The following is a 22612-nucleotide window of genomic DNA, read 5'->3' as shown; positions in this document are numbered from 1 at the left end:
TAAAAGGATTTACAATACGATGAACCATACCAGTAATAGAGTGCCGGTCAACAAGGTAATAGGCTTCATGGCGGAAAGGAAATCTCCTTTATAATAATCTAAAGAGACTAAAAGGCACAAATGCGCAGGCGAAAGCATTTGCCCGGCAAACCCGGCCACAAAAGCCGCTGCGGCTATATTGACATTCCCCTTGGAAATTGCGGCAACCAGGGGGAATGTGATGGCTACAAAGCCTTGACCGGTGCCTACGAGGATCCCCACCAGAAAAGCAATCAAACCAATGACAATCATAAGCGGAATGCCGGAATTCTGTAATACATGGGCAACCTCAGCGATAATCCCTGAATGTGTCAAAATCTGCTGAAAAAATAAGATGCAGATTATACCCCACAGCAGCTTTTTATCCAATGCATGTTTCAGCATCGAAAAAATTCCATCCGGCGTTTGCCGCAGCAGCAAAATCATCCCCGCTACCGCCACCAGCATAGACAAAGCCGGCCCGAATCCAAACGCCACGACCAAAATGAAATTGACAAGGATCGGTCCTGTTGCCATGGCTATAGCCCCGATGCCGCTTCGTTTCGACTGCGCGGCGATGTGTGAAACCCGGGCTTCTTCCTGCCTTTTTAGCGGTGCAATGTAATAAAGCCATCCGACTATAAGGCAAAAAACCGGAACCCAAAGCATATGGACAATCAGGACGCCTACCGGGATTTGTACAATTTGAGCAGCTAACAGCAGTGCAGGCATAATGGGATTAACGCACTCAAACAAATGACGAAACCAGTAGTTGATCCCGGCTTTTTGCTCCGGTGAAACAGCGTATTGCCTGGCGGCCGCCTCGACTAATGGCGCAGAAAATACGGCGCCGCCGAGAGATGGTAAAAAACCGAGAAAAGCAGGCATTAATGCCAATAAGACCTTGTCGCTCTTCAGCAAGACACGGGCAGCCTCCATTAGGCCGTCGATAATGCCATGCGTCCTAAGCTGGTATTCTACGCACATGACCAGGTAAAGAGCAAACAGGATTTCCCACGTGCTCCCGCTTAAGAGCAGTCCTTTTACCGCCAATTGCAATGTTGTTATCTGAGGGGAGCACATAATAAACAACAAGCCTGCGCCCGCCAGCATGGAATTGCCAATGCCGAATTTTCTGTGCAATAAAACCACGACTAACACTAAGGTCACGAACACCTTGATGACAGAAATCATATCCGATCAAGTCTCCTTATTTTCTCATATATTGATCGCCGGCATTGTTTCTGCTTTCCTCGCCCGCGGACTGCCCCGGCAGCAAGATGCAAAAAGAATCAAGCGACTTGATCAAACACTTCCTAAAATGGGATAATGCCCAAAACGAGTGCGGTGACCAGCATGACCACGGATGTCCCGATCGAGGGCAGCAGCGCGCTGCGCGTTAAGTCATCCAGAGTGGCTCCCGTTAAGCCCAGCAAGACATAAGTGGATGACACGAGCGGACTTAAGAGATGGCATCCCTGAGCCACTAATGATGCGCGGGCGATCTCCGCGGCGCTGATATCAAAATTGGTTGCATATTTTGCCAGCAGCGGCACAATGCCGAAATAGAAGGCGTCATTGGTTAAAAAGTAGTCAAAAGGCAGACTTGACAAGGCTGTAATCAATGCAATGCGGGAGCCAAATTCAGGGGGGATGGATTGAGTCAATGTATTTGCCATAGCATCGATTATTTTGGTTTCCCCCATAATGCCGGAAAAGATGCCAGCCCCCAACACCATCGCAACATTAAGCATGATGTTTTGCCCGTAATGACAGATTCGATCCTGCTGCACCTTAATGTTAGTGCCGTAATTTATGACTGACGCTAAGGCTGTTCCAATCATGAACAGGACATTCAGCGGCATCAGTTCAACAACCAGGGCTGCCATCAAAACGACAGTCATGATCACATTGACCCAGAATAAATGAGGCCGTTTCAGCTTTTGCGCTTCCTCGTCCATTTCAGCTTCAGCGGAGGCGAGGGCATCAAACTGCGCTGTATTGGCGTTTGAAGCGGTTATCCCCAACCGCTTCCGTTCTTGTATCCCCAAACGATAAGACCACAGAAGCACCCATGCAGCCCCGGCAATCATACAGGGAATCAGAGGAATAAATACATCAGACGCCTCCAGCTGCAATGCACTCATGACCCTTCCTGTAGGCCCTCCCCAGGGTACGATATTCATAACGCCCACAACCATAACCGCTACAGTGGGTAAAATGATCGGTCTAATCCCCAGCCGTTTATGCACAGCCATCATAGCAGTCGTAGTAATGATATAGGTTGTCGGTCCGTCACCATCCAGCGAAACCAGTCCTGCCAGAATTGTGGTGCCAACAATGACTTTCACCGGATCTCCTTTCACTGTCTGTAAAATTTTCTTCATGAGCGGGTCAAACATTCCCGCGTCAATCATAATTGAAAAATAGAACATCGCAAAGGCAATCATCACTGCTGTCGGCGCCACGCTCTTAATCCCGTTCAGCGCCATTTTGCCGACAGACGGCCCAAATCCAAGTCCTACTGCAACAATGATCGGAATCAGTATAAGAGCATTCATTGCGGTGATTCGTTTTGTCATCAGTAAATACATAAATACAATAATCATGGAAAAACCAACAACGGCTAATAAGGACATAATCATTCTCCTCATCCAATTTTTCGTTTGGAAATTAATTTTTGGGGCGCTGTCAATACAGACCGAAGCCAAATCGATCGAAACAGCCTTTTGCCGCGGCCTTGCCTGCCAAACCGGCAAATTGCCGGGCCAGTTCCGGCATGGTGGTTGTTGTCATGACTCCGGCCGTATATGTCGTGACTTTTTGTAATTCGGACGGCAGCATGCCAACCAGTGTTACGCCTTTGACAGGGATGATTTCTGTTGCCTGCTGAACACCAATTTCAGCACTGCCCGCGGCCACTGCTTCCATCACGGAATAACCGCCGGACAAACAGTGGCTTTTGGTTTGAACAGCCGTTTGTATTCCCAGTCTTTCCAGGACATTGGCAAAATGTATCCCGCTGGAGGCTCCTTTGCGCGGATCAGCGTATACGATAGACTTGGCGTTAAGCAACACTTGGCGGAAGGACTCCGTGGTTGAAATATCCGGGATGGGTTGTCCTTCCCGCACGGCAATACCGACTCCGACTCGGCCGATTCCAATGATCGTATCGGGCATGATTGTCCCTTGCTGCCTCAGCTTTTGCAGGGACTGATCCGTCAGTACAACAATATCCGCTGTCTCTCCGCCATGAATTTTCTCTACAATACTCCCTGCCGGCGCGAAAGTGACCTGAATTTGACTGCCCGTTTCCTGTAAAAAAATTTCCATCAGATAGCCGATAGCTGCCTGAGCCGCTCCCGCGCTCAGCACGGTAAGAGCTCTCCCGGAATCAGGGGCTATCGTTCCAGGCATTTTTGCCATCCTTCAACCCCCCCTTTCATTAAAGTCTGTTATATCGATTCAGTTTTGGGATTTGCTAATTTTTCAGAAACATAAGGAATCAATCCGCCTAAACGAATATATTCAACGAGAAATGCCGGGGGCTTTACAAACCGGTATTCTTTTCCCGTAGCCAGGTTTGTGACGATTCCTTCCTCAAGATTTATTTCCGCCAGATCCATCTCGGTTGATTCCTCCACAAATTGGGGGCAGACAATGGCCGGAACCCCGACATTATAACAATTGCGGTAAAAAATACGGGCAAAAGATTTGGCAATGACTGCGCTTACGCCAGCCCATTTCAAAGCCTGCGGCGCTTGCTCACGGCTCGAGCCGTAACCGATATTGAAACCCGCAGCAACAATATCGCCCTGCTGAACTTTTTTGGCAAACTCAGGGTCGGCCCCTGCCAGGCAATTTGCCGCCAACTCGTTTGGCTTTACCTGCGTCATAAAGCGCGACGGCAATATGTGATCCGTACTGATATTGTCGCCGAATTTCCATATCCGTCCAACAGGAGTCTGCTTTTGAACGCTCATCTTATTTTCCCCCCAGCATTTCTCTCGGATCGGTAATTGCACCAGCCACAGCAGAGGCGGCGACCGTCAATGCACTTGCCAGGTAAATTTGTCCTCCGGGGCCCATACGCCCGTCCATATTTCTGGTAGTCGTAGAAATACAGACATCCCCAGGAGCCAGGCATCCCACTTCATATCCTGCACAAGTACCGCAAGTTGGCGAATTAATAATGGCGCCTGCTTTGACAAGCCTCTCGATGATCCCATCGCGGGCCGCCTGTTCAACGACCCGGGACGTATTAGGCACTATAATAAAACGCACATCCTTATGAACCTTTTTTCCGTCTAATATTTGAGCAGCCTGAACTAAATCGTGATAAAAGGCGCCGGAACAAGACCCCAGGGTTGCCTGATGTATCGGCGTCCCGCTGACTTCAGCAACCTCTGCGCCGTTAGTGGGCAAGCTTGGCCGCGCGACAAAAGGCTGCAGTTCGGATACATCATAGGACTTCTCTGCGGCATAAATTGCGTCTGCATCCGGTTGCCAAAGTTGATCCCCGTCTCTTTGACCGCCAATCTTGCCAAAAGTTTTCGCATCGCATGAAACAAAAACATTTTTTGTCCCCATCTCCAATCCCATGATCGCAATGGCCATCCGTTCCTCCACGGACAAAGCTTTCATAACCGGACCGCCTAATTCCACAGCCATATAGTTTAACCCGTGGGGGCCGAACTGACTTAATATGAAGAGGGAAATATCCTTGGCCGTTACACCGGGGCGCAATGTGCCAGTCAATGTTATTTTGACGGTTTCAGGAACCTGCAGCCATATTTTGCCGCTGGCAAGCACTGCCGCCATTTCCGTTGAGCCGATTCCCGTAGCAAAGCACCCTAAAGAACCCAAACCGACTGTATGCGAATCTGTCCCAACGACAACATTGCCAGGTCTGGCTAAGCCTTCCTCTGCTACCACCGGGTGCATTATGCCGCGCCCTAAGGGGAAGATATTTGTGCCGTACTGTGCGGCAAACCGCTTTATATCCTGATAATGTTCAGCCGCACGGAAACTGGTGGCAGGTGAATGGTGATCAAGGGAAAACCAAACCTTATCCGGGTCCCATACTTTGGCATTGGGAATATCGGCGAATTGTTTAATCATGATAGGACCATTATTATCATGGATAATGGCTAAATCAACCGCAACGTCGACAATCTGTCCCACTGCCGGGTCTTTACAATTGGATTTGCAACTTAAGATTTTTTGAACAATTGTTTGTCCCATATTTTTTCTCCTTTTCACAATAATCTAAATCCTCGTGCTAGCAGTCTCATCCTATCACCGTTTTTTTACTTTTTAAAATACTTAAAAAATATAATGCCATTTCGAATCAATATAACGAAGCCACTGCTCTATCCGCAGTCTTTTTTTTAGAATCGGACGGCTGGTATGCCAAAAGTCATAAAAGTACAATGTTAAAGTCATACTAAAAATATGGTATGATGAGCAGAAAGCAAGTAGGGGTGTAGCATATCAATGGAACTGCGTCATCTTGAATATTTTAAGGAAGTATGCCGATCCGGCAGTTTTACCAAAGCCGCTTCGAACCTGTATGTCGCACAGCCGGTTGTAACTAATGCGATATTAAAACTGGAAGCAGAGCTGAACGTTCGTTTGCTGCATCGTTCCAATAAATCAGTAACACTGACAAATGAGGGGCAGCTTTTTTTAACAAGGATTGAGTCCCTGCTTGAGTTGGCTGATGATATTCATAAGGAAATGCGAGATTGCAACAGTCACAATTCCGGTTCACTGCGGCTTGGCATACCCCCCCAGATCGGTAATCGTCTTTTCCCGTATGTTTTTATCCATTTTAACAAAAGGTATCCCGATTTAAATCTCATTGTTACAGAAGAGAATTCTTCATGCATTATTTCCATGGTGGCAAAGGGCGAATTGGAGGTCGGCATTGTCGTGCTGCCGGAAACGCCTCTGGAGAATGTGCAGAGTCAGACTCTTTTTCAGCAGCAGATTGTACTGTGTGTCGGAACAGGACATCCTCTGCGCGGACGGGAAACAGTTGCTTTATCCGAACTGCGCAATGAAAAATTTATCATGCGTAAACCAGGCTCTCTTCAAAGAGATATTATGATCCAGCGATGTCAAGCCTGTGGATTCACCCCAAACATCATTTTTTCATCCAGTCAAATTCAAACAATTCGCACTCTTGTCGCACATAACGTAGGGATTTCCTTTCTTATGCAGATGATCGTGCTTGACGAACGGAAAATTCGGCCGATTTCACTGAAAGATCCTATTTTATTAAATATTGGTGTGGTTTGGAAAAAGGATAAATATATTTCTAAGGCTGCTCAAGCCTTTATTGATTTTGTGTGTACAACATGGAAACCCGCCTGAAGCATTCTGTTCCATGCGGGTTCCTCTTGGCGTGCTGATCTCTATTTTTTCTCGCTGGCGGCCCTAATAGGTAGTGCTTTTAAACTGTCATGAATAAGGGATAGGTTAGATCGCTTCGCAGAGTCATTCGCTCGCGGGGCTTTTTTGTGTTTGTTTTTAGTTAACTACAATCAAACGGTTGTGATGTACCGTATGAAAAAGCTGTTAGAATTTGTTGAAAATAAGTTATATTATGAAATTAGGTAAAAATCCGGATTTTACAGAAAAAAGATAATTAGAAACGGGGGAAACAGCAAACAAAGAAACGAAAATCAAACAGAACTTACAAAAAAGCCACATCGATTCTTTTGTTCATATTGTGTCTCCGTATTTTGCAGTTATGAATTACAATTAAATGATTGTGATACCCTGCTGCCCAGATTGTGCAACAAAAATACACATGGGGAGTGGCAAAAATGACAAATAAAGCGGTGGAAAATCAAAAAACAAAATTAGAGCAGATTTTGTTTGGTATCGAAAAAGTTGGCAACAAGATTCCGGACCCGATGATGCTGTTTGTCTATCTAAGCATTATAACAATTATCGCCTCGGCAGTATTAGCCTATTTCGATTGGTCGGCCATTAATCCGGTAACGAAAAAGGCAGTAACCGTGTACAATCTGGCTTCTAAGGATGGCTTGCTGAAAATGCTGACATCGGCAATTCATAACTTTGTGACAATGCCGGCGCTGGGTATGGTACTGACCTGTATGTTAGGTGTCGGCGTAGCCAATGAATCAGGGCTTTTCCTGGTAGGCCTCCGTGGAATGGTGGAGCGTTCAAAAGGGTCCGATCTGAAAATTATTGTTATTTTCGTTATCGCCTGTGTGCTATCCCATATTACCGGCGGCACAGGATTTGTCGTTATGCCGCCGCTGGGAGCGCTGATTTTTACGGCAATGGGACGCAATCCATTAGCGGGGCTAATGTGCGCCTATGCTTCCGTTACCGGTGCGTTCGCCTGTAATGTCGTCGTAACTTCTATGGATGTTATTACCGTCAGCTTTACCGAAGCAGCGGCAAAAATGGTCATCCCGGATATTACGCTCTCGCCGGCAATTGGTTATTATTACTCTTTAGCCACAGTCATTCCCGTAACAATTGCCGCAGTTTTAATTACCACTCATGTTGTGGAACCCCGGCTGGGGAAATATACCGGGAAGGGAATTGCCGACGGCGGAGGGGGTAATAGGGTAATTTCTGAACTGGACTATAAGGCTTTGAAATATGCTCTATGGTCTATGGTTATTTTCGTGGGAATTGTCTGTGCCGGAATCATCCCGGAGCACGGTATTTTAAAAGATCCCGCCACAGGGTCGGCTTTGACGGGAAAAGCCCCACTGATGACAAGTCTGGCGTTTCTTATTGCCCTCATGTTTTTCATCCCCGGCGTTGTCTTTGGTAAAGTATCCGGAAAGTTTAAAGACTGTCGTGACGTTGCCAGGGCAATGGGAAAAGCAATGGCGGATATGGGAACCTATATTGCGATCATTTTTGTCATTGCCCAGTTTCTAAAGTATTTTGATTGGTCCAACCTCGGGATCATCATTGCAATTAAAGGCGCTGAAATACTGCAAAACTCGGGATTCCCCATTTCGATCGTCGTTATACTGTTTGTTCTGATGTGCAGCTTTCTGAATCTGTTTATTGGCAGTGCATCGACCAAGTGGGCGATTTTATCCGCCGTATTCGTCCCGATGTTTATGTTTTTGGGATACCACCCGGCTTTGCCGCAAATGGCGTACTTAATTGGCGATGCCGTCACGAATCCGATCTGCCCGACCGATGCGTATTTCAGCATGTTGCTTGTATTGGCGCAAAAGTATGATCCGGAAGCTGGCATCGGTACATTACTGGCAAATATGATGCCATACGCCATTACGTATTTAATTATTATGACGGCTATATTAATGGTTTGGTTCTTCCTGGGACTGCCGTTGGGACCGGGAGCTCCGCTGCATATCTGATTTCGGGGAGGAATCCATGATGAATAAAGAAGCTGGCCCGTTCATAAACGCCCGTATAGAAAAGCTGCGGCTTGCTATGGGGGAAAAAAATATTGATACCGCTATCATCGCACGTCCGGAAAATGTTTTCTATTTTAGTAACTTTAATCCGATTATTAACAGCCATCCGGCTTATGTGATCATCAGCCTTAAGCAAGACGCCTGCCTTTTAGTGCATTGCATCCGCAATGATCATGCCCGCATGGAAGGCTCCGTCGAAAATGTTCAACTGTATGGCAAGTGGGGAGCTAATGTCGCCTTGGCTATGCACGATATAGATGCCATAGCGGCATTGCTGGGGGACAGTCCCATCCGCCTTGGCGTCGAAGGGGATTATGCCAGCGTTAACTGGCTAAAAGCGGTGCATTCCAAACTTAACGCGGCGGACACCAGCGATATTGCCGGGGACATTGAAATGCTGAAAATCATAAAGGATGCCTATGAAATCGGCTGTATACGCAAATCTGCCGCATTGGTGGACTGTGGCGTCGAAACAGCGATTGGCTGTCTTGATGCCGGCGCCCATGAAGCGGCAGCCTGCACCGAAGGCCAGTATCGCATGCGGGAAATGTGGCATGAGCGCTTTCAAGACTATGAAGTCAGCGGTTTCGGCAGCTCAGAGGGGGCGCAAGTCGACTCCCTGGCGGTTTGGAGCATGGCCAATGAGCGGATTGCTTATGGCTGTGACTGTCCTCAGGCCTACTTTCCTGTAGCGGGAGATTTGGTCTTACCCATGTCATGGGCGAGAATCGGCGGATACGCGGCTGAGAACGAGCGGTCCGTAGCGGTAGGAGAGCTGGACGCGCTCCGGAACCGCGCTTACGACGCAATGCTGGGCGCCAGGGAAGCGTTGTTTGCTGTTTTGCGTCCGGGGACCCCTTTTGAGGAGTTGTATCTGGCAGCCATGAAGGTGTTTGAAGACGCTGGGTTTTCATCTATTCTGCCGGGACGCTGCGGCCATGGCATCGGCCTTTCGACACACGAATTTCCTTCATTAACGAGCGGCAACAAAATCCGGTTAAAGCCCGGCATGGTTTTCACTGTAGAACCGGGTCTGATGACCAAAGACTGGGGCGGCGTACGCCACTCTGACACTGTGCTGGTGACGGAGGCGGGGTACGAGTTGCTTACCCAATCCCGCCGGGACAAAATCACGATCAAACAATGCGCCTATCGATAAGGAGAATAAGCCATGAATAAAAAAGAACGTATCCGGGCGGCGGTAACCGGCGAAAAACCGGACTGCCTTCCTTATTCCTTCTGGAGCCACCTGCCCGACGTTGACCTGGACCCGGCAGCCTTAGCGGAAGAAACCTACCGGTTTTATAAAACCTATGATATCGATTTTATCAAGACAATGAACAACGGTATGTACGCCATTGAGGACTACGGCTGCGAGATTGACTTTTCCGAAATAAAAAAAGGCGGGGTAGCCAGGCTCGTAAGGACCCCCGTCCAGTCCGCCGCCGACTGGGAAGAGCTTTCGGTCTGCCCCGTCACGCAAGGCACTCTTGCCCGGGAACTCACTTCCCTCAAGCTGCTGCTGGAAAAAGTACGCCAGGAAAATGTCCCGGTGCTGTTCACCGTTTTCAGCCCTATCACCATCGCTGATAAACTCTCAGGCAAGCAGCTTTTCCGCCACATTGCCGAGGGGCACGGCGCTGCAGTCCACAAGGCTCTGAAGGTCATAGCCGAGACCACGGCCAACCTCGCCCGGGAGGCCATCCGCCTCGGCGCCGACGGCATCTTCCTGGCCTCGCAGCTTAGCACCTATAACGCTATGCACCCCAGTGACTATATGGAATACGGCAAGCCTTACGACCTGACTGTCTTTGAAGGGGCTGAGGCCGGCTGGTTCAACACCATTCACGCCCATGGCGACAACATCATGCTGGAAGTGCTGCGCGACTACCCGGTAGCCGCTTTTAACTGGCATGCCTGGGAAACGCTGCCCGCCCTCGATGAGGCCCGTGTGCTGACCGGCAAGTGCCTGATGGGGGGCTTGCAACGGATGGACATTACCAACAAAAAGAAGAACGAAGTGCAGCATCAGATATTTAAATGCCTCCAGATGCTCGGCGGACGGAATCACATTCTGACACCCGGCTGCGTTATCCGCTATCCGCTTGATAACGAAATGCTCGCTTTCGTGAAGCGCACCAAGGACTACGTCGAGGGCTGCATGAAATAGTCTATGCCTCGCTCCGGAAAATTTCCTTGGTTATGCGGATAAACTCTCGGGCGGACTGGGACAAATATTTGTGTTTCATGTAATTGAGGGCAATTACGTGGTGTTCCGGTTCGAGATCCAGCGGATAAATGGACACGTGCCGCAGCTTCTCGGCGTTTAACTGGATATTAAGCTTGTGCAGGAAAATGCGGGGACAGACGATGGCGCCCATGCCCTCTAAGCACAGAGCCACTAAGGTTGCAATGTTGACGGTTTCCACCACTACTCTTGGAGTAATGCCCGTTTTGCGGCAATAGCGCTCTAAAATTGCTCCCGCCCAAGTAGTGGCGCTGATGGTGACGAAAGGGCACTGGCGCAGTATTTCCCGGACCGGAGCCGCCGCCGTATTGCAAAGCTCCAGGCTTTTGCCCGGCAAGTACTTTTTCAATAGCGGATGCGGCACAACCAATACGGATGTTTCGTCCAGCAGCATTTCTGACTCAACATTGCTGGCGTTGGCAGGTTTAAAGCCGATGGTGAGGTCTACATTTCCGTTCAGGAGCGCATCTTCAAGCTGCTGAGACGTTCCCTCCACCAACTGGAGTTTGACCTGCGGAAACATACGGTGGAAAGGGGGAAGCACCATCGGCAATATTACCGTCCCCCGGGCATGGGTTACTCCTACAGAGAGATATCCGCTGCGAAAATCTTTAATATCCTGTAGTTCCAGTTCCGTTTCGTTTTTGGCGTCCAGTAACGAGCGGGCGCGCTTTACCAGGCTGAGTCCGGCAGAAGTCAACGTCATAGGGGGAGTTCGGTCAAACAGCGGAAGGCCAAAGTGCTCTTCCAGCTTGGCGATGTGATTGCTCAGTGACTGTTGCGAAATATAGAGGCGTTTCGCAGCTTTCGTGAAGTTCAGTTCCTCGGCAGCTATCAAAAAATATTCCAGGTTAAGAAAATTCACACGCAACCCCCTTTGCTACCTAACAGATAATAACATACGGCAAAGCCGTCGTATTTTTTAAAGGATGGTATTTATGAACCCAAAAACCTATCATAGTTTTCTTGCTATTCTCAAGAGCGAGCTAGTGGTGGCTCTCGGCTGCACCGAGCCGATCGCCATTGCCTACGCCGGCGCGAAGGCCCGCCAAGCGCTCGGCGCAATGCCGGACAAGTGCACCGTCTGCTGCAGCGGCAATATCGTCAAAAATGTAAAAGGCGTCACCGTGCCTAATTCCGGCGGCCTTAAGGGCATTGAGACGGCGGCCATCCTGGGCATAGTCGGCGGCGATCCCGATCGCGGGCTTACTGTACTGGAGACCGTTACCGAAGAGCATATCGCCAAAACCAAGGAACTGCGTGCGGCCGGCTTTTGCCGGTGTGAGCTGCAGGCGAATCTCGCCGGCCTTTATATTGCCGTTAAGTTATCGGCTGGCGAAGCCACTGCCGAAGTAGTAATCGCCGACTATCATACCAACATCGTCCGCATCGCCAAAAACGGCGAAGACCTGTTTGTCAAGGCGCGTCCCGCCTCTGCCCAGGATGAAAACGATTCGGACAAATCCCTGCTCAACGTTAAGGACATTCTCGCCTTTGCCGGCGAAGTGAAAATCGACGACGTGCGGGAGATTCTTTCCCGTCAGATCGAGTACAACAGCGCCATCTCCCGGGAAGGGCTGAGCCATCCCTACGGAGTGGAGGTTGGCCGCAGCCTGATGAGTGATTTTGATTCCAAAAGCGTCAAACTGCGGGCCAAGGCCGCCGCTGCCGCCGGTTCGGACGCCCGCATGAGCGGCTGTCCCCTTCCGGTGGTCATCAACTCAGGCAGCGGCAATCAAGGTATCACCGTCACCATGCCGGTCGTCGAGTACGCCAGGGAGTACGGCGCAAGCGAGGAAAAGCTTTACCGTGCGCTGGTTGTCAGCAACCTGATAGCCATCCACCAGAAAAAATATATTGGCAGCCTTTCCGCTTATTGCGGCGTTGTCAGCGCCGCCTGCGGCAGCGGCGCCGGCATTGCCTATCTGCTGGACTGCAGCTACGAGGAAATCTGCAACACCATTACCAACACCATCGGCAACATTGGCGGCATGGTTTGTGACGGCGCCAAGCCTTCCTGCGCCGCCAAAATCGCCAGCGCCGTCGAGGCTGCGATCCTGGCCTTGCACCTCAGCCGCAAAAACCGGGTGTTTCAGCCCGGGGAAGGCCTGGTAAAGGAGGACGTCGAGCAGACGATCACCAGTATCGGCCGCATGGGCCGCGACGGTATGAAAGCCACTGATATAGAGATATTAAACATCATGTTGGAGAAATAACAGCCAAGTTTTTTATACATCATAGCATTTTTCATTTGCTTTATGAAGATGGGGCAGAGGTTTGAGTGTCTTGTGCAATTCATAGAGGACGCTAAGCGTTTCTTTTGGTGACGGCAAGGAGGATAGCATGAAAGTAAATAGCATTCAAACAAAATTTCTCATTATCTTAATTCCTCTTTATATCCTGTCAGTCGGCATATTATCCGGCATCAGCTACAGCATTTCCAGCCGGGCGCTGATAAGCAGCATGGATGAGGCCGCTATGGCGCTCGGCACGGATTATGCCAATCGAATCCAGTTTCAAGTGCGTGAAAGCCTGGTTCATCTTGAGGATCTTGCTGGCAGTCCGAGTATTAAAGCAGGCAAAGATAAAGATGAAATTATTCCGCTCATGGCGGAACTGCAAAAAAGGACGGGAACCTTTGATGTGATCTTTTTCATGTTCCCTGATGGCTCTGGCTGGCGCTCAGATGGCAGCGGCGGTATGTTTAACCGGGATTATCTTCAGAAGGCGGTCAATACTCAAAAATCGGTCATTTCCAATCCGTTGATTACAAAAACCACGGGAAAGCTGTCTGTAGCCATTGCTGTGCCGGTTATGAACAACGGTCAATTGACAGGAGTTATCGGCGGGGCAGTATCCCTCGAGACGTTGTCAAAAATGGTTCAAAACCTAAAATTTAAGGACAGCGGCGGCGGGTTTCTCGCTGAAGGTTCCGGACTGGTTATTGCCCATTCCAGGACTGAATTAACAGGGAAGCTAAACCTTACGGAAAAGAAAATCAATGAGGCTTTAAAGCTGCAAGAGCCGGAATTGGATGATAAGCTGATCGAAGGATTCAAAAGGGCGGTTGCAGAGGGGCAACAAGTTAAGGGCAGCTATATTTCCGTTGACGGTGTTGCAACTTTTGCGGTGTTTACGCCTGTGGAATTGCCGGGGAATGAGCGGTGGGTCATGATAGTCTCTGCTCCGGAAAGGGAAGTGATTCTGGAAGCAACGAACCTGGCGCGGATAACCCTTGCTGTATCGCTCGTGTTTATAATCGTGGCCGTTCTGGTTATCGTCATGTTAGGCAACCGCTTGGTACGGCCAATTCAAAGAATAAGAGACGCATGTTTGCTGCTGGCGGAAGGCGATCTTCGCGAACGCGAGTCAGGCATTCAGTCAAAAGATGAGATCGGCCAATTGGCACAGGGGTTTCGCACGATGCGGGATAATGTGCGTACACTGGTTTTAAAAGTGCAGACCCAAGTTGAACAAATCGCAGCAGCCAGTGAAGAACTGTCTGCCAACACCGAGCAATCGGAGAATGCATCCAAGCAGGTAGCCGCCACCATTGTGGAGGTGGCTCAAAGAACGGATAAGCAGCAAACTGACGTTGGCAATACCATGGCTATTGTTGAAGAGATGGCGGCAGGAATCCGCCAAGTGGTTGAAGGCAACAAAAATGTAGCCGGCGCCGCTGATGCGACCGTCAGAGTAACCCAGACCGGACTCGATGCTATTGAGCAGGCGGTCGCACAAATGACGAAGGTTGGGACTGGGACTGATCGTGTACAAAGTGCTATTGTCAACTTGTCGCAAGACTCCACTGAGATAGGTGAGATCGTCAACGTAATGAGCGGAATAGCTGAGCAAACAAATCTTTTGGCGCTAAACGCCGCGATTGAGGCTGCCCGGGCCGGAGAGGCCGGCCGGGGATTTGCCGTAGTGGCCGAAGAAGTTCGTCGCCTTGCCGAACAGTCGCAAGAGGCTGCCAAGAAGATTACCCTCCTGATCGGCGGCAACCAGAAGAATATAGCCGATACCGTAATCGTAATGGCCGCGGGAGCGGAGGACGTCCAGGCCGGGGTTGCAGTCGTAAATAAGGCGGGAGTGGCTTTCCGGGAAATATATGAAAAAGTAAATGAAGTTTCAGCGCAAATCCGGGATATTTCCGCCACAATTCAGCAAATGGCCGGCGGCAATCAGCAGATTGTGGACGCAGTAAGGAGAGTCGATATCGAAAGCAGGAATACCGGGGCACAAACCCAGACGGTGTCGGCAGCAACAGAAGAGCAGTTAGCGGCTATGGAAGAAATAGCGTCTTCCAGTCAAGCGCTGGCCAGGATGGCTGAGGAGTTACAAACGGCTGTTGAAAAGTTTAGGGTCTGAAGAAAAAGCATTAAATTTAGTATAGTTGGCTTTATGTATTCTAGACCGTATAGAGTCCAAAAGATGCTTATGGTCTAACAATTTCTCATAATCCACCAAAATCCGGATTGGCTGAGCGTAAACATGCTTGGCCATTTCTTTCGCCAAAAAATTCTAACCGCATCGCATTAATGAACAGCACCAACCTGCCCGATAATAGCTTCGCCGCTAAAAAACGGGGTATGGAGAGAGGCTGCCTTACCGGGACCAGGCCTATACCTTTTAAAAAGAGTCAAAGGGGCTTAAAATTCGTTTGCCGGCAGGAGTGGGACGCCGGTAAAGAGAAAATAAATCAAAGGTATGCCGGCCGTATCCCTTTGGAAAAAGAATATTCCTGCTATTCGCTTTGGCGATGAAGCGGGAGATCCGGAAACGGATGCTGAAACCTGATAAGTGCGGCATTCCCTGTTGGCTCAATGAGGTGAAAAATATTCTGTAAAGGGTGATAATGCGATGTCACAAAGCACGGAAACTGCTATTGCAAAGATTAGGGAAAAAACGCCGCGAATGGCAATTTGCTACGATTTTGATAAAACGTTATCCCCGGACGATATGCAGACTTTCACACTCATCCCTTCGCTTAGCATGGATACGAATGAGTTTTGGGCGGAGTCGAATCAACTGGCTGTTGATAATTTGATGGATAAAAATCTGGCCTGGATGTATCAAATGATTGTTAAATCAAAAGCGAGTCGCCGGCGCATTAGCCGGGATTATTTCCACGATATCGGTAAGGATATCAAATTATATAAAGGGGTTCCCGCCTGGTTTAAACGCATCAATGATTTTGGGAGCAAACAGGGCATAGAGGTTCAGCATTATATTATTTCGTCCGGTTTGAAGGAATTAGTTGAGGGGAGTACGATTGCTCCTGAATTTAAACGCATTTATGCCTCTTCATTTCTCTATTCGCCGGACGGTGTGGCGGAGTGGCCTGCGCAGGCTGTAAACTATACGAATAAAACTCAATTTATTTTTCGTATCGCTAAAGGTAAGTTTGAGGAGTGCGATGAAGGCGTTAATGACAGCATGACGGATGATGAGTTATATATTCCCTATGAAAATATTATTTACATAGGGGACAGCGCCACAGACATTCCCTGCATGCGCCTGGTCAAAAGCAAAGGCGGGTATTCGATTGGGGTGTATGATCCCGATAAGGACGACCGCGCCAAAGTATATTCGCTGCTGAATGACGGCCGCATCGACTATTTTGCTTCTGCTGATTATACTGCCAAAGGGACGCTGAACGATATTGTTTTTAACATTATCAACAATATTGCAACCAAAGAAAAATTAAGGACAGAGGCGGAAGTCCTCAGAGCCCGTTCAAGGCCTTATATCTTATACAAAAGCTTCCAAGCCATGATGGAGCAGAAACCTAAAATCATGAAAAGAGATCAAGAACTTTTAATGCAGCTCAAAAAAGAAGTGGAGGGGAATATCGAATCAATGTGAATTGCGCGATTGCAACAAGAGAACAACCATCTCTTCGATTTTTCCTCGATTCTTTATATTAAGCAGATAGGCGGTACGATATGAAAATTTCCAAGAAAGATGCATTGATATGGTTTGATTTTTTTTCACAATTGCCTGAGGAAGAACCAATTAATATAAAACACGAAGAAATCATTTACTCTACTTTTGCGCAAATTGAGGCAGCAATTGATCATAGAAATGATATGTTGATGTCGGAAATTAAAAACTTGAAAACGTTGCAAAATAGAACTTTTTTTGTGGGAAATGAAAGCAAATTCCCCAAAGGATGTCGTTCTTGTCTGTTGGGCACTGGTTTGAGTGCAATCAGGAAAACGAACAAATGTAATTTAAAGTGTAAGTTCTGTTATAATTATGGTGAACTCGAGGATATTCATCCAGTTGGGGAAGGTATGTGGGAAATTGGCGGCGCAAAATTTTACGAAAAGGATATTGATTTGCTTCTTTCCATTCACCAAAAACCCACTGGCATTTCCTACGTTTATTTAGAACCTTTTATGGAAATTGAAAAATATTATTCGATTATAAAGAAGTTTAATGATGCTCAGATTCATCAACATTTATACACAAACGGCACTTTAGCTACGGAAGAAACATTGAAAGCATTAGGTGAAGCCGGTCTTAATGAAATACGTTTCAATCTAGGTGCTTCTCATTGTTCGGACAAAGTAATTAAAAATATTGGATTAGCGAAAAAATATATTAAAAGTGTAGGTATTGAAACTCCAATGACACAGGAGTTTTTCGAAGCATTTTTTAAGAAAAAGCAAGTAATCTTTGAAACAAAACTCGATTTTATCAATTGTGCGGAATTACATTTAAATGAAAATAACATATATAATTATTATGGGGAAAATATGTATATTTCCAGGCATGGCTATATATCTCCAATTTGGAGCAGGGAATTAACTTTGAAATTCATGAAAATAGCTGATGAAGAAAACTGGGATTTAGCAGTTCATGATTGCTCAAACTACACAAAGTTTGCAAGAGGTTTAAATTTGAGCAGCAAAGCGGGTATGTGGTTCGGAGCCAGTAATTATGCCTGTGAGTTTTCTATGATTCCATACGAAATATTTATACCAATACTGAATGATGATAATTTCAAGTTTATAGACGAAGAAGAATTGCCTGACGACTATAAACCAGAAATTATGGATTTTTAGAATCGTGTGTATCATTTAGTGAGACTCAAGGGGACGGTTCTCTTGTCACGGCTGTGCAACCACACTTTGACTAATACCCGTCAATCCGGCAATCTGCCTGGTCGATATAGGAGCAGATTGTTTGTCTCAAATCAAAAACAATATTCATCAAAAATGTATCGATAAGAATAATGAACCTGTCTCCCTTGGCTCGGAGTACATAAATCCGCCTGGCAGGGCAGCTTATTTAATTTGATTCCTTGCTCCCCATTCGCATAACCCTTCCAAAACAGGCAAGAGTGTTTCTGCTTTAGCTGTCAAACGGTACTCAACTTTAGGAGGAATTTGAGGATACTCTTTTCGTTCTATCAAACCATCTGATTCCAGTTCTTTCAATTGTGAACTCAATATCTTAAAGGTAATCGAGCCAATTTGTCTTTTTAGGTCATTAAAGCGGACTGGCTGATTTTCTGCCAAAAGGTATATAATAACCATCTTCCATTTACCGCCAATCACTGACAAGGTGTATCCAAAAGGTGTATCTTGGATATTTTTTACTTTCCCCTTATATGCAACCATTCCCATAATTAACACTATCCTTTCTGATAGTACCTATCAATAAAGTTCGTACTGTATTTTTATTTGCTGTCTTGTTATACTAAATTTACCTTAAAGTAAAGGAGAGAGAAAATGACTAATATTAAGACTTATAATCATAATCTTTGGGATCATGGCATTTCCCAAGCTTACAGAGTGAATGGCACAATTTATGTTTCCGGGCAATTTTCCCATGATTCAGAGGGCGCATTTATTGGCGAAGGTGACATTGAAACGCAAACTCGCCAGACACTTAAAAATCTTGACCATGTATTAGCGGAGTTTGGTGTCACGAAATCCAATCTCGCTTATGTGGAAATTTATCTGGCAGATGCCGGGAGGCATTCGGATTCCGTCATTAGACTGTTCAAGGGATACTTAGGGAAGCACCGGCCAGCGGGAACTCTTGTAGGAGTGCCGTATTTTGCTTTTCCGACACAATTAATTGAAATAAGTGCTGTCGCATATACAGAATAATGGAAACACGGGGGCAGGCACTTTGTTTCGAAATAACATCTGTCCCCACGTTTCTGGGGTAATTCCTTTTTCTTCCCTCATGGCGCGAAATAGCTTCTGAGCCGGATGTTTCATGATCCGTTCCGGTACTTTTTTTACCGTATTGGCTGATACATGCGTCGCATCTATACTGAGCCCAGTTCCTTGGATGATTTTTGAATGCACTGTCTCCCCTTATATACCCAACCAACTGACATGCGGTTAGTGCATCCATTTGCCGGGACAACATCAGGTGCCTGGCTTTCTGAAGGCGCAGTGCTTTTTGGTATTGTAACGGACTCATGGAAGTAACCGCCTTAAAATGTCCGTGAAAAACAGAAACACTCATATGGGCAAGCCTTGCCAGATCCGCAACCTTCATCGGCTGAGAAAAATTATCACGCAACCAGTCGCCTTTGTAATATGCTGCACGCTTGAGTCTACAAAACCCATTTCGGCAATATGGACACCGATCGGGCTGCGCAGGAGCCGCATCAAAATCTCATCCTTTACAATTGGGGCAAGTAATTCCGTATCGTCGATATTGTCCTGGCACTCCATCAGTCTCGCCACTGCATTGATAATCCCTGCATCGGCGTCAGCCATATAATCCACGCTCTGCGCTTTCGCAGAGGGCAGACCTCGTGGATAAACTTTGGGAACAAACTCCGCGATCTTTTCCGGGTTGAGAGTTAGTCCTACGCCAAGGAACGGTTCGAGGGAGCTGGCTTGCGTGATTTGAAAAGCGATCGGTAGGGCACAGGAAACATGAGCATACATGACCTATCAACTTGAAAAATATCCTGCCCCAGCATGAAGGCCTTTACTCCCTGCGCAACAATTAATACAGAGGGCAGATAAAAAGCTTTCACCCAATTCGTATCCTTTCGGGAATGACGATTGATATGCAGGCCGGAAATGCACTGACTAAAGGTGCCGTCATGCGGAGCATGCTCATAGATTAAGTGTGCCAACCGACTTGTTTCTATTTCCTTTGACGCCTGGGGATTAATTGACCCTGATTGAGAAAAATATCTGTCTGACATTTTCAGATAGCTCCTTTATGAACATTCGTCATCTTGAGTTTTGTAAATAATACTGCGGCGTTCCCCGTTCAATAGATAGGAAAAACACAAGGATAACATAGTTTTTCATAAGATTGCTTAAAGATTATCTTTTGCAATGAAAACCCGAACCCTGCCAAATTTGATAATTTGACAGGGTTCAACAGTATATGTACTATCATTTTTTATGATTCTCTATCCAAATTAGTATATCTTTTTCAGCAGCCGAGCCATTTGCTAGCGACAGGCCTAGAGCGACTAGCTCTTGTTGCGTATAGGGCAAGCGGTAGCCATTGATACGCAGCAAGAGCAACATGGCGGCTACGCCTACTCGCTTATTGCCGTCAACAAAGGCATGGTTATTTACCAAGCTATAAGTAACAGCCGCAATTTTGGCGTTTTCTGACGGGTATAAGTCTTGTCCGTCAAAAGTGGCCAAGGGGCGGTTTATTGCGCTTTCAATTAAACTAATGTCACGAATGCCATGACTGCCGCCGGTTTGTTCTATCAGCTTTTGATGCAGTAGAATAATATCGGGAACGGTCAGGAGGCGCATTATTTCGCCAGCTCCAGCAGTGCCTCTTTGTTTTCGCTAATAATATCATCCATGGCAGTAGTCAATTCATTTTGTTGTTTACTATTAAGAAATTCCACAAAATCAATCACCTGATGTTTTTTATTTTCGGACAATTGTTCAAAGTCCTTTAACAGCTTTTCTGAGAGGGTCATGATGCCACCTCCTATGCGTTTATTATACCCAATAAATCAGCTTGGGAAAAGAGCAAAACTCACAGAATGACTTTAGGAGTTACAGTTTCGGATTTCGCCGTTAGAGATGATAAGGAGGACCGTCTCAGTGAGTCCCGGCAGGATTCAGCCCGTCAATGGCAAACTATATCCAGTAAATATCCTACAGACGGAAGGCGGATGCTATGTCGATTACGGTGAGGGATGCTTTATTGATCGGGGGATTGCAGCATAGCAGGCTGATTGGCGGCAAGGATGGTCTGGATCGAAAGATTGGCTGCGTCGATATTTTGGAAGTGCCGGATGCCTCATTGTGGCTGCGGGAACATGAGCTGCTGGTCACCACCTGTTACGCTGTGCGCAATGATCCGGAAGAACAGCTTAACATATTGCGGGCGATGGCTCGCTCCGGCTCGGCCGCCCTGGCGGTAAAGTTTGGCCGCTTCGTCGGCAGTCCGCCGCCCGAAATGATGAAACTGGCGGACGAACTCGCTATTCCTTTGCTGGATGTTCCGGATGGAGTATCGTTTCTGGATATCACTCACCCGGTGATGACAGCGATTGTGAATCGCCAGGCGGAGAAACTGGCCTACTCAGAGAAGGTGCACCGCCGTTTGACCCAATTGGCCCTTGAACAGCACGGCTTGCCGCCGGTGGCGGTAGAGCTGGCTCAACTGCTGGAGCGGCCGGTGATGATGGCCGATGATAGTTTTAAGCTGATTGCGGCGTCCGATGCGACTTCAGAAGCCTGGGGCGCCGGGATTTCCGTCAAGCTGAAGAAGCAGCCGGATTCCTATTATGTACAAACTGCAGGAATCTGCTGCGATGTTTTTCCGGTTGATGTGCAAACCCGGCGGTACGGCTATATCCTGGTGGTGCGTCCGGCGGAACCCGATATGCTGACAGATATGCAAAATGTCGCTGTGGAGCATGCCGTGACGGTAGCTGCCTTGCAGCTGGCGCGGGAAGAAGCTGTGCGTGAAGCGAGGCATAGTACCAATCGGGACTTTTTGGAAGATCTGATTGCCGGAGCGATTCCAAACCGGGAAATGGCCATAACCCGGGGGGAAGCGATGGGTCTGCGCCTTGATGAACCGTATTATATTATGGTCGCTGACATTGACGGCTTTACCGGTGTGCTGGCAAAGCAGCAGAAGTCCGAGTGCATGGCAAGGCAAATGAAGGGGGAATTGCTGCGGCTGGTTGAACAGGCTGCCGCCGTTTGGCAGAGGCGGACGATGATCGTAAGCCGCAGCGACAGTGTGGTCATCATTTTGTCCGTCGGACAGAAAGGCTCATGCGACTGGCGAAAGCGGCTGGCCGCTTTCGCGGATGGGATCCAGGGGCGAGTGAGGCAGCGCTGGTCAGAGATAACCCTTACCATCGGCATCAGCCGTCTGGGCTCTGACATCTTGGATTTTTCGGGAAATTACCATCATGTGCGGGATATGATCCGGATTGTACGGAAATTGTATGGAAGAGGCAGGACCGTCTTTTGGGATGACATGGAGATTTATAACCTGCTAAGCGGTGACCGCAAACAGTTGGAAATTTTTTATCGGGGGACCCTCGGAGGAATTGACAGGCCGGATATTAAAAACCGGCAGGATCTATTAGAAACTCTGGAGATCTACCTGGAGTGCCAGGGCAATGTTGTAGCAGCGGCTGAAAAATTGTTCATTCATCGCAATACCTTGCGTTATCGGCTGGAAAGGCTGCAAGAATTGCTGGGGCGCGACTGGGATAATCCGGATTACCGCTTTACATTATGGATGGCGTTAAAGGCGCGTAATCTTTTGCAGAAGTGAGAGGCATACCGCTAATTCCTGTTAAGCAACAGTTATTGTGCAAACAGCACAATAACTGTTGCTTATTTTTTGTCGTCACGTACAAAGAGATAATTGTTCATTGTGTGGAATAATACATTACAGGTATTAAAGGTATTTT

Annotated in this window: 20 protein-coding genes and 1 pseudogene; 10 read left to right on the top strand and 11 right to left on the bottom strand. The window is 47.6% G+C overall.

Annotated features, from left to right (window positions below; genetic code table 11):
- Window positions 1-9: 9 nt before the first annotated feature.
- The 5 genes from ALO_RS03660 to ALO_RS03640 all read right to left on the bottom strand — a co-directional run bounded on the left by ALO_RS03660 (window position 10) and on the right by ALO_RS03640 (window position 5262).
- Window positions 10-1212 carry a DUF401 family protein gene (locus tag ALO_RS03660; protein WP_004093026.1) on the bottom strand — a complete coding sequence of 401 codons (1203 nt, stop codon included), beginning with the start codon at window positions 1210-1212 and terminating at the stop codon, window positions 10-12.
- A gap of 122 nt (window positions 1213-1334) precedes the next feature.
- Entirely contained in the window at window positions 1335-2657 is a 1323-nt protein-coding gene (locus ALO_RS03655; RefSeq protein ID WP_004093020.1) for a CitMHS family transporter, read from the bottom strand.
- Window positions 2658-2709: 52 nt separating this feature from the next.
- Window positions 2710-3444, bottom strand: coding sequence for a molybdate ABC transporter substrate-binding protein (locus ALO_RS03650; RefSeq protein ID WP_004093018.1), 735 nt, complete (start codon window positions 3442-3444; stop codon window positions 2710-2712).
- A 29-nt stretch (window positions 3445-3473) separates the two neighbouring features.
- Window positions 3474-4001 (bottom strand): 3-isopropylmalate dehydratase small subunit, encoded by a 528-nt coding sequence (locus ALO_RS03645; protein WP_004093016.1) that lies wholly within the window; start codon window positions 3999-4001, stop codon window positions 3474-3476.
- 1 nt (window position 4002) lies between these two features.
- Entirely contained in the window at window positions 4003-5262 is a 1260-nt protein-coding gene (locus ALO_RS03640) for an aconitase/3-isopropylmalate dehydratase large subunit family protein (RefSeq protein ID WP_004093014.1), read from the bottom strand.
- Window positions 5263-5514: 252 nt separating this feature from the next.
- Between ALO_RS03640 and ALO_RS03635 the strand changes: the two genes are divergently transcribed.
- The 4 genes from ALO_RS03635 (at window position 5515) to ALO_RS03620 (ending at window position 10632) form a co-directional block, all read left to right on the top strand.
- A complete protein-coding gene (locus ALO_RS03635; protein ID WP_004093012.1) occupies window positions 5515-6396 on the top strand; it encodes a LysR family transcriptional regulator in 882 nt (293 codons plus the stop codon).
- Window positions 6397-6851: 455 nt separating this feature from the next.
- Complete coding sequence (locus ALO_RS03630) at window positions 6852-8402, top strand: AbgT family transporter (protein WP_004093010.1); 1551 nt, start codon at window positions 6852-6854, stop codon at window positions 8400-8402.
- 16 nt (window positions 8403-8418) lie between these two features.
- The gene (locus tag ALO_RS03625) at window positions 8419-9621 is read left to right on the top strand and encodes a M24 family metallopeptidase (protein WP_139025312.1); all 1203 of its coding nucleotides are present in this window, start codon (window positions 8419-8421) and stop codon (window positions 9619-9621) included.
- Between the two features lie 12 nt (window positions 9622-9633).
- Complete coding sequence (locus ALO_RS03620) at window positions 9634-10632, top strand: uroporphyrinogen decarboxylase family protein (protein ID WP_004093006.1); 999 nt, start codon at window positions 9634-9636, stop codon at window positions 10630-10632.
- A 1-nt stretch (window position 10633) separates the two neighbouring features.
- Here the strand turns inward: ALO_RS03620 and ALO_RS03615 are convergent, their stop codons facing one another.
- Window positions 10634-11575 carry a LysR family transcriptional regulator gene (locus ALO_RS03615; protein WP_004093004.1) on the bottom strand — a complete coding sequence of 314 codons (942 nt, stop codon included), beginning with the start codon at window positions 11573-11575 and terminating at the stop codon, window positions 10634-10636.
- A 73-nt stretch (window positions 11576-11648) separates the two neighbouring features.
- Here ALO_RS03615 and ALO_RS03610 point away from each other — a divergent pair, with 73 nt between their 5' ends.
- The 4 genes from ALO_RS03610 to ALO_RS03595 all read left to right on the top strand — a co-directional run bounded on the left by ALO_RS03610 (window position 11649) and on the right by ALO_RS03595 (window position 17783).
- Window positions 11649-12926, top strand: a complete 1278-nt coding sequence (locus ALO_RS03610) for an L-cysteine desulfidase family protein (protein WP_004093002.1) — start codon at window positions 11649-11651, stop codon at window positions 12924-12926.
- Between the two features lie 127 nt (window positions 12927-13053).
- Window positions 13054-15081: a methyl-accepting chemotaxis protein gene (locus ALO_RS03605; RefSeq protein WP_004093000.1), complete on the top strand. Its 2028-nt coding sequence runs from the start codon at window positions 13054-13056 to the stop codon at window positions 15079-15081.
- Between the two features lie 492 nt (window positions 15082-15573).
- Window positions 15574-16578: an HAD family hydrolase gene (locus ALO_RS03600; protein WP_004092997.1), complete on the top strand. Its 1005-nt coding sequence runs from the start codon at window positions 15574-15576 to the stop codon at window positions 16576-16578.
- Between the two features lie 80 nt (window positions 16579-16658).
- Window positions 16659-17783: a radical SAM protein gene (locus tag ALO_RS03595; RefSeq protein ID WP_004092995.1), complete on the top strand. Its 1125-nt coding sequence runs from the start codon at window positions 16659-16661 to the stop codon at window positions 17781-17783.
- 222 nt (window positions 17784-18005) lie between these two features.
- On the opposite strand, the gene ALO_RS03590 is transcribed toward ALO_RS03595, so the two are convergent.
- A complete protein-coding gene (locus ALO_RS03590; RefSeq protein WP_004092989.1) occupies window positions 18006-18347 on the bottom strand; it encodes a winged helix-turn-helix transcriptional regulator in 342 nt (113 codons plus the stop codon).
- Between the two features lie 105 nt (window positions 18348-18452).
- Here ALO_RS03590 and ALO_RS03585 point away from each other — a divergent pair, with 105 nt between their 5' ends.
- Window positions 18453-18836: a RidA family protein gene (locus ALO_RS03585; protein ID WP_004092987.1), complete on the top strand. Its 384-nt coding sequence runs from the start codon at window positions 18453-18455 to the stop codon at window positions 18834-18836.
- On the opposite strand, the gene ALO_RS23740 is transcribed toward ALO_RS03585, so the two are convergent.
- The 4 genes and pseudogenes from ALO_RS23740 to ALO_RS22000 all read right to left on the bottom strand — a co-directional run bounded on the left by ALO_RS23740 (window position 18727) and on the right by ALO_RS22000 (window position 20647).
- Window positions 18727-19203: a helix-turn-helix domain-containing protein gene (locus ALO_RS23740; protein WP_461781516.1), complete on the bottom strand. Its 477-nt coding sequence runs from the start codon at window positions 19201-19203 to the stop codon at window positions 18727-18729. The genes ALO_RS03585 and ALO_RS23740 overlap by 110 nt on opposite strands.
- Before the next feature lie 29 nt (window positions 19204-19232).
- Window positions 19233-19900, bottom strand: a pseudogene (locus ALO_RS23735) (AraC family transcriptional regulator).
- A gap of 196 nt (window positions 19901-20096) precedes the next feature.
- Window positions 20097-20474 carry a type II toxin-antitoxin system death-on-curing family toxin gene (locus ALO_RS03575; protein WP_004092984.1) on the bottom strand — a complete coding sequence of 126 codons (378 nt, stop codon included), beginning with the start codon at window positions 20472-20474 and terminating at the stop codon, window positions 20097-20099.
- Entirely contained in the window at window positions 20474-20647 is a 174-nt protein-coding gene (locus tag ALO_RS22000) for a DUF2281 domain-containing protein (protein ID WP_004092982.1), read from the bottom strand. The genes ALO_RS03575 and ALO_RS22000 overlap by 1 nt, the downstream gene beginning before the upstream one ends.
- Window positions 20648-20850: 203 nt before the next feature.
- On the opposite strand from ALO_RS22000, the gene ALO_RS03570 reads away from it, so the two are divergent.
- Complete coding sequence (locus ALO_RS03570) at window positions 20851-22473, top strand: PucR family transcriptional regulator (protein WP_004092980.1); 1623 nt, start codon at window positions 20851-20853, stop codon at window positions 22471-22473.
- Window positions 22474-22612: the final 139 nt, after the last annotated feature.

The sequence above is a fragment of the Acetonema longum DSM 6540 genome (assembly GCF_000219125.1).
Lineage (GTDB): Bacteria > Bacillota > Negativicutes > Sporomusales > Acetonemataceae > Acetonema > Acetonema longum.
The sequence above is the reverse complement of the archived record's forward strand: the minus strand, read 5'-3'. Positions and strand labels throughout refer to the sequence as shown.